This is a genomic window from Spiroplasma endosymbiont of Thecophora atra, from assembly GCF_964019735.1.
Lineage (GTDB): Bacteria > Bacillota_I > Bacilli_A > Mycoplasmatales > VBWQ01 > Spiroplasma_E > Spiroplasma_E ixodetis_A.
Genome location: NZ_OZ026464.1, coordinates 1,105,765 through 1,121,230, shown reverse-complemented (window position 1 = coordinate 1,121,230; position 15,466 = coordinate 1,105,765). Strand labels below are relative to the sequence as shown.

Genomic DNA, 15,466 nt, shown 5'->3' with positions numbered 1-15,466 from the left:
AAGTAAGTGATAGTATGTTAAAAAAAGGTTATATTCATATTTATAAAGGTGAAGGAAGAGGTAAAACCTCAATTCTTAATGGTATGGTAATTAGAGCATTGGGTAATAATCTTAATGTTAGTTACTTACGTTTTTTAAAAAATCGTCCTTCTGGTGAAATTAATTTTTTAAAACAAAATACTAAACTTAAAATTGAAAGTTTTTATGAATCTTCGCAAAAATTTTTTTGAGAAATGGATGAAGAAGAAAAAAATAAATTAAAACAAGAAACTAATTATGGTCTTACTAGATTAAAACTGTTAAGTCAAAGTGATAATACTGATCTTATTGTTGTTGATGAGATTTTAGGGTGTATTCAAAATAATTTGATTAAAGAACAAGACTTAATTGAAATTTTAAAAAATAAAAAAAGATATATTGAAATTGCATTATCTGGTAGATATGCATCTTTTGCCTTAGAGCAATGTGCTAATTTAATTAGTGAAGTTAAATCAATTAAACATTATTTTGAACAAGGTCAAATTGCTCGTGAAGGGATTGATTATTAATGACTGCTAAAACCTTATGGTTTGCATCTAATAATATCGGTAAAATTAATGAATTAAAGAGTATATTACAAACAAAGGGATATAATGTCAAATCAATGTTAGATCTTAATTCTCCTCTTGAAATTAATGAAACAGGTACATCATTTATTGAAAATGCAATTTTAAAAGCAACAACACTTGCAAAATTAGTGAATGGTCCTGTTATTGCTGATGATTCAGGATTAGAAATATTGGCTTTAAATAATTTTCCTGGTATTAACTCAGCACGATGAAAGGGAGAAATGTCCTATCATGATGTGCAATGTTAGACATTTTAGAACAAATGGAAGGTGAAACTAATCGTGCAGCAGTATTTATTTCTGCTATTGCTTATGTTGATTTTGATCATAAGATTACTAAAGCATTTATTGGTAAACTTGAAGGTGAAATCACTACTGAGATAAAAGGTAATGATGGTTTTGGTTACGATCAAATATTTTATGTTCCAGTAGTACATGCTACTTTAGGTGAATTGTCATTAGCAAATAAAAATAAAATTTCTCATCGTAATTCAGCAATTGAGCAATTATTAACATTTTTACAAGAAGAAAATTAGATAGTTAAAATGAAAATAAAAAGGATGATTTAATTTTGTCATAATCATTAACAGATTCATAATTACCATTATTAACTGGTAATAACAATAATATTAAACTCCTATTTGAAAATCAGGAATAAAACCATTTAGTTTAATTAGTTTATCATGAACAGTTTCAATAATTATGTCACCAATTGTGGCAATAACTAACTATTGAAAAAATACTACCAAATTTGAATTTGTAAATGGATGAAATGACTTTATTATGAGACCCACTACTTTTATTAGTAGTGAATTAATTAATTCTTTTTTATAGTTTTTCTTTTTTAAAGATTAATTTTTGTTTAGAAACTATTTTAAATAATAGTTTAAGTAAAATAGATAAATTAAAAAAATTTAGTAAAGATACTATGTTAGTTATATCATTTTAGTAATAGTTTACTTGCTTATTTTTTAGTGATATTTTTAAAAAATGAAAGAATGGTTTTATATAAAAAAATAACGCAAAATGAAGTTGATTCATTTATAAGAAGTAGTTGTTATTGGATTTACTAGAACATATAATACTTTTGGTAGTGCTGAACTTTAATATTAAAACATAGTATTAGTTATGATAGTTTTTTTAATATTCAAGAAATAATAGAAAATGCTGAACGAGAGGCTACTATTAATAGTAGTCAAAAATTTAATTTTATTTCAATATAAGTTATTTTAAATTGATTTTTAAAAAGATTGTAACTTAAAAGTTACAATCTTTTTTTACATTTTTGGTAAATTTGGCTTAAATTCAGTTGTTGTTGATTGATTTTGCGAATCCATGGTGTTAATTTTTGTGATTACTTGTTTTGGTCAAAATACTTCTTTTTGTTCTTTTGTAAAGAGTTCAATTTGTTCTTTGGTGAATGCGGGTATTTGTTCACTTGTAAAACTTGGTATTTGTTCAGGTAATAATGCTTGTATTTGATTTTCTGTTAGTACTTGTATTTGTTCTGTTGTAAAAGCAGAGATTTGTCAAAATGTAAATTGTTCAATTTGATGTGGCATTAATGCGGGTATTTGTTCACTTGTGAGTGCTTGTATTTGTTGAAGTGTAAAACTTTTTATTTGTTCTGCTGTAAATGTTTTAATTTGTCAATTTGTTAATCATTTTATTTGTTTTGTTGATAATCTTTGTATTTGTTCAGTTGTGAGTGTTGATACCAATATATTTGTGCTTCTTTTTTTATGTCTATTTTTGTTTTTAGTTGTTGTTAATGGCGTTGTTATTTGTTGTCTTAACTTTTTTCCTCATTCTTGTGATTTTAAAAAATTTTGATATGTTTGTTCAACTTTATTTTTGTATTCTTGAATAGAATTTTTTCAAGTAATATTTTTTATATTAGTAGGATCTGTACTGTTAGTATTAAAAGTTACCAATTCACTGGTATTATTAATAAGTAAATCATTCATTTTAGATACCTCTTTTTAACTATAAAACTCATTACTTTAAAAAAAGTAATGAGTTAGAAATGTTTAGAATTATTGATATTTTTACTAAATCTGCTTATCTACTAAAATTTTAGCACCTTATAAATAAAATACAATAAAAAATAAACACGTATTTTAGTTATATCAATTTATAAAAAATGGAATAAAAAATATTAAGAAATAAAAAAGTAAAAGAAGATATATAATTATCTTCTTTTAAAAATTATATAGTTTTTTTAGCAGCAGTTTTTAATAGATTACCTGTGATTAAAGCTGTTAGTTGATCAAAAAACTGATTTGGACCATCAATAGTTCCTCATTCTTGACCAACAGTTATTAGTTTACCTTTATTAACAATAAAAACAATTGGTAAAGTTTTAAATGCTCTTTCTTTATCAACAGGATTTTGAATTTCCTTGACACCTGAATCAGCAACAGGTGCTGAACTATTATCAGAAATTTTATGGTCAAGTAGTCAATGATAAATTTGTTGTTGTCAACTAATTTTTTTATCATTTCAAAATTGGTTAACAATATCACTACTAGGGTTGGCATAAGGAGATTTTTCATAAATTTTAATATCAATAGTCCCATTAGTAGTAACACTGTTTATTTCAGTTTTCTTTTCTGTTAATCAGTTATCTCATTTACTTGGTACATTATTATTTTTGATTTGCATTGTGTGTAAACCGTCAATAATTTGCTTAGAAAGTGGATTATCAGCAGCACCAAGGATACCAAAAAAAGCATACCCACTATTAACATCACTAATAAATTCTTGATATTTTGAATCATCTGTACAAGCACTAACTTGTAAACTGGTTGTTGTGCCTATTATTAAGGCTGCTATTAGTCCAAATTTTTTACGCATTTATTTTCATCACCTTCAATATAATATCATAAAGTTATATGAGTAATAAATTAATAATTAAATATAACGTACTAAGTATACTATGTTATAATCTTAATAACAATATAAAAATCAAAAGGAGTAGTTTTTTTTTATATGGACAGTAATTGGTATATTTATTTAATAATATTGCTAGTTTTATTATTTTTAAGTGGTTTTTATTCATCTGCTGAAACATCATTAACTTCTTTAAATGTTATAAGAATTAAATCTATTGGTAAATTACGTAGTAAGAAAAGTCGTCGTGCTAATATTGTATTTAAGTTAGTTAAAAATTATAATGTAACTTTAACAACAATTTTACTTGGTAACACAGTAATTAATGTTGGAATTGGTACTTTAAGTACCATATTATTTATTGATTCTTTTCATGTTTCTCCTACTTATGGTCCTTTAATATCAACTTTAGTTTCGGCAATTGTTGTTTTAATTATTGGTGAAATTATACCTAAAAGTGTTGCAAAATTACATCCTGAGACAATAGCTTTAAATTATGCATATATTTTGTATATTCTTAATATTATTTTTTATCCAATAACTTTTATTGTTACTTTATTTCAATTTAAAAGTAAAAAACCAACAAGTTCTGAACAAGAACTTATTGAACTGATTTCAATAATTGAAAGAGAAGGAGTTCTTGAAAAAGCAGAACGTGATTTAATTGAATCTGCAATTAAATTTGATGAAAAATCAGTTTTTCAAGCTATGCATCCCAAAAGTAAAATTAAATATATTTATGATGATACGCCACCTAAAGTTATTAAACATCTATATTTAGAAGAAAAATATAGTAGAATTCCTGTTTTAGATCATGTTAATCAAAATGTAATTGGTATTTTAAATATTAAAGAATTTATTATTAATATGTTAGAAAATGAAAATCCAGATTTATTACAATTAATGTTACCAGCAATTTTTATTTCTAAGCGTACTAAGTTAAATGAAGCATTGGAAATTTTACAAACCGAAAGAATGCATATGGCTATTGTCTGCAATAATAAAGATAAAAAAGATTTTAATGGTATTATTACACTTGAAGATATTCTTGAAGAATTAGTTGGTGAAATTTATGATGAAACTGATGAAATTGGATTGATACAAGAAATAGGAACACATAAGTTTCGTGTTGATGGTTCTTCAAAACTTGAAGTATTATTTAAACGTTATTTAAAAAGAAAACCTCCAAATTATAATAAACAAACTGTCCAAGAATGATATATGTTTAAAACAAAAGTAAAGAAAGTAAGGAAAAATAGCCCACTTTTAAAATTTCGAAATTTTTCATTTAAAGTTATAAAGGTTCGCAAAGAATTTGCTGTTTTTGAAGTTGAAATTTTTACTAATAAAAAAATTAAAAATAAATGAGAGTAGTTAGTGCAGTATTTTTATTTAAATGCTACAATGTAAAATCATAATTATAATTATGATATGAAGGGGAGGTTAATTATGAAAAAAGGTATTAAATTAGTAACTATGATTACAACATTAAATCTTGTAACAGTTAATGGTTTAATGTTAACGTTTTCTCCAGACAGTGATCATTATGTCTATTTAAATAAGCATGATGCTAATGCTAGTTTATTAAAATGAAAACTTTCACCAGAAGATGCAAAGATGGTAAAAAAATATGAATATAAAATCCATCAAATGGCAAGTAAAGAAAGTATTGATGAATTTAATAACTTGTATGATAATAATAAAAGTGATGTAATTTGAAGTAATTATGATAGTTTACAATATGATTTAACTCATACTAAAATTGGTGGTAAAACCATTGATGTTAATTGAGTTGAAATGTATAAAAAAGCTGGTTTAAATAATGAACAATTACAATTAGCAGAGCAACAACAATTACGTTTTTATAATATTTTTGCTAAAGTTTTTCATAAAAACACTGTTATTAAACTAATTCAAAAAGTAGCACCAGTTGCTGTAAGTGATAGCACAGTAGCATGAACTGCTTTTAATTCAGAAGCTGATAATCAACGTATGGGTTATGGTCCTGAATTTGCAAATATTAATTTAATTGATCAACAATTTCAAGAGGGATTTTGATCTTCAGATCAAATAATTAGTGTTACAACTCACGAATATGGTCATGTTTTAAGTAATTTTATTGGTTTAAGTGCTGATGAAAGAAATTCATTTAATGCTAATTGAAAGTGACCAGATAGCAGTTATAGTGATATTAATACTAATATGACATCAGTTTCTCATAAACTAACCGTTAACAATGATAACAAACAAATTTATGATCGTACTTGATATTTAATTGATTATTTAGGTCAACAAGCAAAATTAACTAATATTAAGCAAAAATTATTATTTGGTTTAATAACAGTTAATAGTAATTATGGTCGTAGTGCCTGATTTAATGGTAAATATAATATAAATCTTGATGATGAATTTTTTGCCGAAAGTTTTGCTAGGTGAATTTTAACGCCCCAGAATCAGCGTGATTGAGGATGAGAATTAGAAAATAGTTTTTTCTTACATTATTTACCAACGGTTTTATAGCATTTTACTAGTTAAAAAGGAGAATTATTTTTCCTTTTTTATTATTTGGTATAATAAATTTAATAAAAGAATTGAGGAAAGTAGGTAATTTTATGTTTGGCAAAAATATCCATGATCATGAATCACAGCAAAAAAGTTGTTTAAAATGTCAGTATGAAAAACTTTTTAAAACAGGTAAAATATTATTTGATGAATGAGATAAACAACCACCAGCACCTGCTCAATTACTTAAAATAAAAAAGCAATTAAATGAATTAAAAATTAAAATTGAAGAACAAAAAAATGATTCGGAATTAAAGTTTTGTGCCAATCACCCAGAAATTTTTGACTTCTTGCCTTTAGAAGTTTTATAGTTTTTTTGTATTAATAGTATTAAAATATTTATATTTAGTAGAAATTAATGCCCTATTGTTTTAAAAAATAAAACAATAGGTTTTTTTATTTTAGTATATTAAATTTATAAAAAAACTTTTTTAAATAAAAACCTATTTACTTTAAAAATAAAGTAAATAGGTTAAAAACTTATATTAATTTTTAAAAACTATATCATATTACAAATATAGAAATAATAGTTAATATATTTTCATTCCTATTAAATATAAATTTCACTTTCTTCATAAAGATTTAATAATTTTGATAAATGATCACCAACTCCACCCTCATCATTAGTTTTAGTAGTAATATCATTGGCAATACTTTTAATAACAATATTACCATTTTTCATTGCTACACCATAGCCAACTTCCATCAACATTTCTTTATCATTAATTTCATCACCATAAGCAATAACATCTCTAATATCAACATTATAATATTGAGCCAAAATGCGAGCTGTCATTCCTTTATCAATAAATTTACTTGAAATTTCAAAGATTAGTTTATTATTATCATAGCGATTTCAAGTATTTACCTTAATTGAGTTTGAATATTTTTCTAAGTCACGATATACTTGATCAAGATTAGTATTTTCTTTAAATTCAATTAAAATGGCATTAGCGCTCCCTTTTCAATCACGAATTAATTTACTAATTGTAAAAGTATCATTCTCAATAGTATCTAAATGAAAATAAGTTTCAAAGAAATCATCTTTTTTTCAACATACTGCTTTGTTGTAATATTCAATAACCGCGTTTTCAATTTGTTGAAAAATATAGTCTTCATTTAAAATATGTTTAACAATTGTTTCAGAAATTGGAAAAACTAATCGTTTGAATTTTTTGATTTTTGGATCATGAATATGCCCACCATTAAAATTGCATAGTAATGTATTAAGACCTAATTCACGATAAAATTTAATTGATCCACGATAAGGTCGACCAGTGACAATACAAACAATATGACCTTGTTTTTGAGCATCAATTAGTGCTTTTTTAGTATTAATATGAATTTCTCGACCACCACTTTTTAATAGAGTACCATCTAAATCAACTAGGATTAAATGTTTTTGTTTTTTATTGTATAAAGACATTATCTCTTCCTCCTATCTTTCTTTCTCGATAAAATTAATACCCATTGTGTTTTGAACAAAGTTTAATTTTTTAGTAGCAATATTATTAGCAAAATTTGCACCTTCTTCTAAATATTTTGCTAATTGTGATGATTTTTCGTTAATAAATTCTTGGTGTTTTTTTTGCATTGGTTCTAATAAATCATTTATTACTTTAATTACTTCTTCTTTTAAAAAACCATAATTGTGATTGCTGAAGTATTGTTCACAAGTTTTGATATCTTTTTTAGTAATGCTAGCATAAATAGTTAATAAATTACTAACTCCAGGCTTATGTTCTGGATCAAATTTAATAATATTTTCTGAATCAGTAACTGCTTTTTTAATTTTATTGGTAACTTCTTGTTTGCTATCGCTTAAAAAAATAGTATTTTTTAGATTAGTATCAGATTTTGACATTTTTTTTTCAGGTTCTTGTAAACTCATAATTTTCTGTGCTTGTTTATCAATAATGATTTTAGGAATTTTGAATAAATCAGTTTTATAATTGTTATTCATTCTTGTTGCTAAAGTTTTTGTCAATTCTAAATGTTGAGTTTGATCAACACCAACTGGCACAAAATCAGCGTCATATAGTAAAATATCAGCAGCCATTAATGCTGGATATGTAAGAATACCTGTTGGAATACTAATCGTTTTATTTTGTTGATTTGTCATTTTTTGACTTTTATCTTTAAATTGTGTCATTCGTTCTAATTCACCGACATAACTATTACATAATAATATATATCCTAATTGACTATGGGCTAAAACATCAGATTGAATAAAAATATGAGATTTATTTGGTATAATACCAGCAGCAAAATATCAAGCGGCAATATCTTTAATATTATCTCTTAATTCTTGTGCTTTTATTGGTAGTGTTAATCCATGTAAATTTGCAACAAATATTAAGAGTTCATGTTCTTCTTGCAATTTTAAAAAATTATTAATTGCTCCCAAGTAGTTACCAAGAGTTAATTTTCCAGTGCTAGTTATTCCGGATATAATACGAGCCATATATTTTGCTTCCTCCAAATTATTTTTTTAATATAATTAATTATCAATGATAAAGTTAAATAATTCAATTAATTATATTAAAATTTGTTTGATTTTGATATAATAAAAACATAAATTAAAAATAGTTTTTGACCCATAGCTTTTATTTTTTAAGAGTAATGGGTTTTTTACTTTATAAAGGAGTTTTTTTATGTTATTTGGAGAAGAAAAATATAAGGATGATTTACAAAAATATTTAAAGAAAATAAAAGATCGAAACAATGTGAAAGAATATCTTCAAACTCTTGGGTTAAAACTTGAGGAATTAGAAATCAAGAAACAAAATATTGCCGAAAAACAAGCAAGTTTTGAATCTGAAAGAAAACAACTAGAAGATATATTGAAGAAAGCTGAAAGTCAATTAAGAAATATCAAAGATAGTGAAGATAAAAAAATATTTATTGAACAATATGTTAATCAGATGACTGATAAATTAAAAGCAGTTAATGAAAATATATATACTTTAGAAGTTGAAAGTAAAGAAACTAGTAAAGATATAAAAAACAGAAATCTAGACAGAGTAGATAACAGAAGAACCTTAGAAAGAATTAGAAATGAATTATTGAAATTAGATGATAATCAATTTAACTGATTATCTATTACAAATGAATTAGAAAGTAATAATATACCCGCATTAATGCCATATCAAATTGAACACTAGGTAATGGTGAATATGGAAAATATTTTACAAGAACTATTATTGATAAAAATAAAATTAATAATGCTTTAAATTTATATGGTTCTAATAAATCTCAATTATTTTCTAAATTACAATTTTATAAAGAAATTTTACAAATTGATAATAATAGTGATTTTGAATTACAAATTGAAAGATTAGAAAAAAACAAGGAACAATTAACAACAGAGATTGATGTAAATAACGGTCAAATACAATCTATTTTTAATGATAATGAAACTTCTAAAGAACAATTAATCACAAAAATAGATGAAATAAATTTAAATATTAAAACATTAAATGACAAGATAGATGCAAAAACTAATTCAATTTCTCGTTTAGAAGAAGAAATTGAAAGTAATGATAAAGATATTAATTTAAAAGTAAAAGATTCTGAAAAATATTTTCTGAATCTTTTACTTTTACAAGATTGAAGAGATAGTAATTGACGTCGTGTTATTGCAATATTAACTTGGGACGGTAACAAAAACGGAGGATATAATTACTTTTAAACATTTCTTTCAAGTTATAGACAAAAAATAATTGTAATTATATGCAATTGTAGATAAATTTTACTACTAAATTAAATTAATTTCAATTAAAATACAAATATTGAAAAAATCAATAATAAAATTAATATTTATACACAACAAAAATTCTTATTAACTTTTAATTTAATAAGTTTTTAATATTTTAATAAAAAATAATAATTTTTGTTATGTTTTGGAATTTATAAGATTACACTTAAAAATAACCATTTTAATATAAATATTTATACTATATGTTCTATTACCAAGCATTTCTTTTAAAATATATCAAATATTACTTTCAGCAAAAGTACCTATATTTCATTTAGCACCTTGATTTTGAATACCTTGTTTATTATTTTTAAAATACTGTTTCTTTAATTTTTTATGATTTTTTAATATTTCATTCATATATTTTATTAACTCATCATATTTACCATTTTCAATAAAATTTCTACAAGTATTATATTCATTTCAATATTTTCCTTTATTTCCAGCAATTATTCCTACATATAACTTTTTAACTAAATGGAATTTATCTAAAACAAATTGTGCACCTAAATAATCAGCAACATCTTTAATTCATTCTGCACTATCACCACAAATAATAATTTTGCTTGGTCAAAATTTTCAAAAAATCTATTTCCTTGTTGTAAAATAAATTCAGCAGTTTTTTTAACACCAATTGCTGTTTTTATTGGTCTTATTATTACATCTACTCTTTTATTAACTAATTTATGATTAATATTATCTGTACAAAATAATACTAAGCGCATTGAATATTTACCAGAATTACGTTTAAATTTTCAAAATTTTCGATGTCCATCATCAATACTAATATAAATAAATTGATTTGGTTCTAATTTTATTTTAGGAACATTTAATTTATTGACTTGATATTCTTGAAATACTCTTCCAATACTTGTTGTACTAAATTTTGTTTGTTTCATAGTATGTAAAATATCACGATATTTTTTTCCATCTGCAAAATGTTCAATAACATTATTTTTGATATCTTGACAAGTCCTTTTGTATTTAGGTAATTGCAATTTTTCATCTAATAAACAAATAGGAACTCATTTTTTTAATTGTTCATCATAATATTTATAATCACGACATTTATAAGTAACAAGACCATTGATAGTATTTCTAGTTCTTGTTTTAATTTTAACTGGAATATATTTTCTATCTCTTTCTTTTAAGATTCTTCAATCTGTTTTTTCTCATTGATTTTTTACATCTTCTCTAAATGATTGATACATTCTTTTAGTTGCTTCATTTAAAGTTCATAAGTAATTAAAACTCATATTTTTTCTCCTAACTATTTTAAAAAATTCTAAATTTATTCTAAATATATTTAAAAAATTAATTTACTTAATTATTATATAAATATATAAGTGTCATTTTAAATAAAATAAAAATTATTTAAAAAACCACTTTCATATTTAAAATATAATAAACAAGTTACATATAATTAATAGTATAAGGTCTCACAAAATAAACGCCTTTAATTTAGGTGTTATTTTGCATTTAAAAGCATACTTGTAAAAATAATCAAAAATAGTACAATTTATAAGTAAATTAAAAAAAAGGAAGATTTAAATAAATGATGGAAGCAAAAGATTATGAAAAAATTATAGAAGATTTAAAGAAAGAAATAGAAACAGAAAAGAGAAAAATATCTTATTTTCAAAAGTATAAACAAAGATTAAAAATTTCAATTATTACTCATATTATTATAATATGTATATTTTTACCAATATTGATAATATTTAATAAATAATAAAGGAGAAATTTATATGAAAACATGAATAAAAACAAATTTAAATAAAATAACATTAGCATTAGCTCTAATTGGAGCAACAACTGGAACCATAGGACTAATTATGAGTGGGGTAATTACACATAATATAGGCACTCATGTTAAACACTATTTCAAACGAAATGGAGAAATAGTATATGGAACAACTACTATTTGAGTTGATACACATACAAGTAAAGACATTTTTATATTATATTTTGCTAATAATCCAGAACATACAGATGATATAAAATGAAATGGTAAATATCCAAATTGATATTTTAATTAATAATTTAAATTTCAATATTTATATAAGAAATATTTTCATTATATTTATCAAATAAATTAATTGTTTTTAAATTAATTTCTTTGTTATTAGTTATTAAAATTAAGTTATAATTTTCGGAACCAAATATCCCACTAATTTCAATCCGATTTAAGTTATTAATCGGATTTTCAATTTGTAATTCAAATTCACTATCATTATCAATTTTTGAAATTTCTTTATAAAATTCTAATTTTGAAAATAATTGAGATTTATTTGAACCATATAAGTTTAAAATATTTTCAATTTTATTATTATTAATGATTACTCTTGTAAAATATTTTCCATATTCACCATTACTTAATGTTCAATCAGCAGGAATTAATGATGGAATATTATTTGTCTCTAATTCATTAGTTATAGATAATCAATTAAATTGGTTATCATCTAGTTTAAATAATTCATTTTGACTAATATCATTATTTTTTAATTTAATATTACTAATATCTGTAAAATCAAAATACATCGATTTTAATATAACTTTTATATCTTTATATTTTCAACTATCATCCTTAGTAGAATGTATAGGATTTGATTTTAATTCAAAATAATATGGCAATAAAATTTTATTATCATCATTTAAACCGTTATTAATTGATAATGATGAATAAATATATTTCGATAACATAATAAATATTTGCTTAAATATTTTCATTTGTGGTAAATTTATATAATTTGGATAATCTAATTCTCATTTTTTAAATAAATTTGTAATAACTTCATCAGGTTTTTGTCCTTCAAATTTTGCACGTAATTTTGCAATATCATTTTTAGGTTTACCTTTTTCATCATATTCTGCACCATCAAAATTTCTATTATAATTATAGGTATAACTTAGCATATCTAATAACAGTTGTTGTAAACTATCAATTGGTGGTTTGTCACTTATTTCAAGTTCAACATCATCAAATTTATCATATGTTGCAATACTTGTATATTCTTTTCCAATTGGACCACTCTGAATTTTTCATACTTCTTTATCTTTAAGTTCTTTCTTTTCTTTTAATGGTCATTCTCCAAAAGAATAAGAACTTAAAAAATATCCTAATCAAGCATGTGTAACTCTTGCGTTTTTAATTATTTCTTTTCTTGTTTCTCTACCACCACCAATAGCAATTAAATCTAAAACTGATTTTTCTTGCCCGATAAATTGTTTTGCTAAATTTCATGGTAATATTTGTTCACTAAATCATTGTTGTAATATTCTAACTTTTGGTTGAGTTTCAATAGGCATTGATAATAGTGGAAATGCTATCTTGTCTTTAACAAATAATTTTGGGTATACTTTCATATTATCAACTTCACCAAGTACCTTTATATTGTCAAAAATCATGCTTCTAGGGGCTTTAATTTTTAAATCAGTAACTTTTGTATCTTTATCTAATGGTTTTTGTAATTTAATAATAATTGGATAACCATCTCTTGTTTTAAAATCTTTAATTTTAATAATAGTAATACTTTTAGTACTTCTTGTTTTTGGATTTTGATAAGGTTGTGAATAGTTATTAATGATATATAAATTATCAATATTATTTTCATTTAATGGTTCATTTATACTAACTGCATATAATTTAAATTGATTTAATAAATTTATTTCTTGAAATATTAAATTTTTAATATCAGTCATACTATATTCAATTGTATTATCATTAATATTAGTACTTGCTCTTTGATTTAATTGCATAGTAAAATCAGATGTTTCAACAGCAGTAGTTTTTAATACTTTATCAATATCAATAAAACCTATTTTAATAGTATTTGCTGAAAATTTTAAACTATTATTTTCATTATTTTTAAATAAACGTTCAATTTCATAAATATATATTGTTCTTTTTTTAAATTCATCGTATGCTCTATTAATATCTGGGTCACTAGTAGCACCCATCATATTTGTAAAATCATAAGGAATATTATCAATTAAATAATCATTTTCTACTTCTGCTTGATTAAGTTTAGTCTGTTTCTGTGGAAACTTCGTTTGTGGTTTGTTGTTGTTTTCCATTGTTCTCTCCTATTAATTGGTTATTTTCGGGATGCTAAATTGTAAAGGTAAGTGCAACTAAATTATTTTTCTATCCAAATATTCGATTGGTGAAAGATAATTTAGTATTTTTCTTGGTCTTTGGTTTAAAGACAATATAAATTTATGAACTTCATTTTTATTAGTTTTTGAAAAAATAAATTTTTTAGGAAATTTTTCTCTAATTAAACCATTAGTATTTTCATTAGTACCTCTTTGTCAAGGTGAATATGGATTGGCAAAATAAATTTTTATATCTAAATTTTTTTCAAGTTGTTGTCAATTTGAAAATTCTTTGCCACGATCAAAAGTAATAGTTTTAACAATGTTTTTAGGAAGAATTGATAAATAATAACTAACATTTTTATTAATAACTTTAGTAGTTCTGTTTTTAACTAATATTGCTAAAGTAAATCGTGATACTCTTTCAACTAAAGTTATTAAACATGATTTGCTTTTACCTCGTGATGATACTATAGTATCTCCTTCTCAATGACCAAGTGTTATACGATCATTAACATTTATATCTCGTTCTTTAATTGATTTACCATTAAACTTGCCACGATTTTCTTTAGATTTTCGTTTTTTACCTTTTCTTCTTAAATTTTTACTAGTAACTTTATCAAGCATTCCAAAATAAATTCAAGTATAAATTGTTTTAAAACTAATAACTCACTCTTTATGAAAATTTTTAATTCTGCCATAAATTTGTTCAGGTGATCAACCTAATAGTAATTTTTGTTGTACATATTTTACTAAATTCTTATTTTTAAACTTATGAAAACTAATATGTGATTGTTTTCGATTTTCAGCTTTATTTTGTGCAATTAATGAAAAATAATGATTATTATCTTTATTTCTATTAATTTCTCGAATAATAGTACTAATACTTCGATTAAGATTTTTAGCTATTTCACTAATTTTAAATTTAAATTTCAATTGATTCTCAATATAAATCCTTTCATCTATGCCAAGATGTTTATAACTCATATAAAAACTCCTTACTTTTTTCTAAACTAAATTTAGCATTATGAAATTTTTATATGAGAATTTTTTGCAATTTTATTTACTTGCACTTACAAGTATAACTCAGCAACATCTATTTCATCATCATTATAATTTGATAATATTTGTTTTAATTCTGTTAGTCTTGCCCATATTTTCATTCTACTTGGTACTAAATCTCAAACATTAATTGTAGGAATACTATTTGCACTAAATTGACTACCATTATTAAACTGAATAGTAGTATCAACATTAAATTCAATTGGTGTACGATTAAATACTCAATGTTCAGCGGTTACATAAACCATATCTCTTAATGTTTCTTTAATTAATTCATCTTTAAAACTATCAAAAGGAAATTTAGATAAAATAAAACCAAGATAAGCATTAATATCATTTTGAGCACGAATAGCAAAAGTTTTAAATCAATCATTAACATTTGGTCATGTTTGTATATATTGCTGTGGTGTTTCTGTAATTTTTCCAGTTAATGGATATCAGTTATTATAATTTTCTAGACTGACACCAGTTCAAAGTTTATTAATCAT

18 protein-coding genes are annotated in these 15,466 nt (G+C 23.3%); 9 read left to right on the top strand and 9 right to left on the bottom strand.

Annotated features, from left to right (window positions below; translation table 4 throughout):
* Nucleotides 1-14 precede the first annotated feature (14 nt).
* The 3 genes from AACL05_RS06355 to AACL05_RS06345 are packed head-to-tail and all read left to right on the top strand — an operon-like array spanning nucleotide 15 to nucleotide 1,143.
* Nucleotides 15-548 carry a cob(I)yrinic acid a,c-diamide adenosyltransferase gene (locus AACL05_RS06355; RefSeq protein ID WP_338985895.1) on the top strand — a complete coding sequence of 178 codons (534 nt, stop codon included), beginning with the start codon at nucleotides 15-17 and terminating at the stop codon, nucleotides 546-548.
* On the top strand, nucleotides 548-856 hold the full coding sequence (locus AACL05_RS06350) for a non-canonical purine NTP pyrophosphatase (RefSeq protein ID WP_338960778.1): 309 nt from the start codon (nucleotides 548-550) through the stop codon (nucleotides 854-856). Before AACL05_RS06355 ends, AACL05_RS06350 begins: the two co-directional genes overlap by 1 nt.
* On the top strand, nucleotides 850-1,143 hold the full coding sequence (locus tag AACL05_RS06345; protein ID WP_338960775.1) for a non-canonical purine NTP pyrophosphatase: 294 nt from the start codon (nucleotides 850-852) through the stop codon (nucleotides 1,141-1,143). Before AACL05_RS06350 ends, AACL05_RS06345 begins: the two co-directional genes overlap by 7 nt.
* Before the next feature lie 741 nt (nucleotides 1,144-1,884).
* Here the strand turns inward: AACL05_RS06345 and AACL05_RS06340 are convergent.
* A complete protein-coding gene (locus AACL05_RS06340; protein ID WP_338960772.1) occupies nucleotides 1,885-2,574 on the bottom strand; it encodes a hypothetical protein in 690 nt (229 codons plus the stop codon).
* A 241-nt stretch (nucleotides 2,575-2,815) separates the two neighbouring features.
* Nucleotides 2,816-3,463 (bottom strand): hypothetical protein, encoded by a 648-nt coding sequence (locus AACL05_RS06335; protein ID WP_338960769.1) that lies wholly within the window; start codon nucleotides 3,461-3,463, stop codon nucleotides 2,816-2,818.
* 135 nt (nucleotides 3,464-3,598) lie between these two features.
* Here AACL05_RS06335 and AACL05_RS06330 point away from each other — a divergent pair, with 135 nt between their 5' ends.
* From AACL05_RS06330 to AACL05_RS06320, 3 genes are all read left to right on the top strand, one after another.
* Nucleotides 3,599-4,873, top strand: a complete 1,275-nt coding sequence (locus AACL05_RS06330; RefSeq protein ID WP_252320658.1) for a hemolysin family protein — start codon at nucleotides 3,599-3,601, stop codon at nucleotides 4,871-4,873.
* A 75-nt stretch (nucleotides 4,874-4,948) separates the two neighbouring features.
* On the top strand, nucleotides 4,949-6,019 hold the full coding sequence (locus AACL05_RS06325; RefSeq protein WP_338960764.1) for a hypothetical protein: 1,071 nt from the start codon (nucleotides 4,949-4,951) through the stop codon (nucleotides 6,017-6,019).
* Between the two features lie 92 nt (nucleotides 6,020-6,111).
* A complete protein-coding gene (locus AACL05_RS06320) occupies nucleotides 6,112-6,372 on the top strand; it encodes a hypothetical protein (RefSeq protein ID WP_338960761.1) in 261 nt (86 codons plus the stop codon).
* Nucleotides 6,373-6,611: 239 nt separating this feature from the next.
* Here the strand turns inward: AACL05_RS06320 and AACL05_RS06315 are convergent, their stop codons facing one another.
* Together AACL05_RS06315 and trpS are read right to left on the bottom strand one after the other, a co-directional pair.
* Entirely contained in the window at nucleotides 6,612-7,487 is an 876-nt protein-coding gene (locus AACL05_RS06315) for a Cof-type HAD-IIB family hydrolase (protein ID WP_174481248.1), read from the bottom strand.
* 12 nt (nucleotides 7,488-7,499) lie between these two features.
* Nucleotides 7,500-8,525 (bottom strand): tryptophan--tRNA ligase, encoded by a 1,026-nt coding sequence (gene trpS, locus AACL05_RS06310; RefSeq protein WP_338960758.1) that lies wholly within the window; start codon nucleotides 8,523-8,525, stop codon nucleotides 7,500-7,502.
* Nucleotides 8,526-8,715: 190 nt separating this feature from the next.
* Between trpS and AACL05_RS06305 the strand changes: the two genes are divergently transcribed.
* Nucleotides 8,716-9,225 carry a hypothetical protein gene (locus AACL05_RS06305; RefSeq protein WP_338960755.1) on the top strand — a complete coding sequence of 170 codons (510 nt, stop codon included), beginning with the start codon at nucleotides 8,716-8,718 and terminating at the stop codon, nucleotides 9,223-9,225.
* 731 nt (nucleotides 9,226-9,956) lie between these two features.
* On the opposite strand, the gene AACL05_RS06300 is transcribed toward AACL05_RS06305, so the two are convergent.
* Together AACL05_RS06300 and AACL05_RS06295 are read right to left on the bottom strand one after the other, a co-directional pair.
* Entirely contained in the window at nucleotides 9,957-10,178 is a 222-nt protein-coding gene (locus tag AACL05_RS06300; protein WP_338985894.1) for a hypothetical protein, read from the bottom strand.
* Between the two features lie 146 nt (nucleotides 10,179-10,324).
* Nucleotides 10,325-11,074 (bottom strand): UPF0236 family transposase-like protein, encoded by a 750-nt coding sequence (locus tag AACL05_RS06295; RefSeq protein ID WP_338985892.1) that lies wholly within the window; start codon nucleotides 11,072-11,074, stop codon nucleotides 10,325-10,327.
* 299 nt (nucleotides 11,075-11,373) lie between these two features.
* On the opposite strand from AACL05_RS06295, the gene AACL05_RS06290 reads away from it, so the two are divergent.
* Both AACL05_RS06290 and AACL05_RS06285 read left to right on the top strand, forming a co-directional pair.
* Nucleotides 11,374-11,550: a hypothetical protein gene (locus AACL05_RS06290; protein ID WP_338960753.1), complete on the top strand. Its 177-nt coding sequence runs from the start codon at nucleotides 11,374-11,376 to the stop codon at nucleotides 11,548-11,550.
* 16 nt (nucleotides 11,551-11,566) lie between these two features.
* Complete coding sequence (locus AACL05_RS06285) at nucleotides 11,567-11,857, top strand: hypothetical protein (RefSeq protein WP_338960750.1); 291 nt, start codon at nucleotides 11,567-11,569, stop codon at nucleotides 11,855-11,857.
* Nucleotides 11,858-11,861: 4 nt separating this feature from the next.
* Here AACL05_RS06285 and AACL05_RS06280 read toward each other — a convergent pair whose 3' ends face one another.
* The 3 genes from AACL05_RS06280 to AACL05_RS06270 form a co-directional block, all read right to left on the bottom strand.
* Complete coding sequence (locus tag AACL05_RS06280) at nucleotides 11,862-13,895, bottom strand: hypothetical protein (RefSeq protein WP_338985891.1); 2,034 nt, start codon at nucleotides 13,893-13,895, stop codon at nucleotides 11,862-11,864.
* A gap of 57 nt (nucleotides 13,896-13,952) precedes the next feature.
* Nucleotides 13,953-14,903 (bottom strand): IS30 family transposase, encoded by a 951-nt coding sequence (locus AACL05_RS06275; RefSeq protein WP_338960236.1) that lies wholly within the window; start codon nucleotides 14,901-14,903, stop codon nucleotides 13,953-13,955.
* 86 nt (nucleotides 14,904-14,989) lie between these two features.
* On the bottom strand, nucleotides 14,990-15,466 hold the full coding sequence (locus AACL05_RS06270) for a hypothetical protein (RefSeq protein WP_338985890.1): 477 nt from the start codon (nucleotides 15,464-15,466) through the stop codon (nucleotides 14,990-14,992).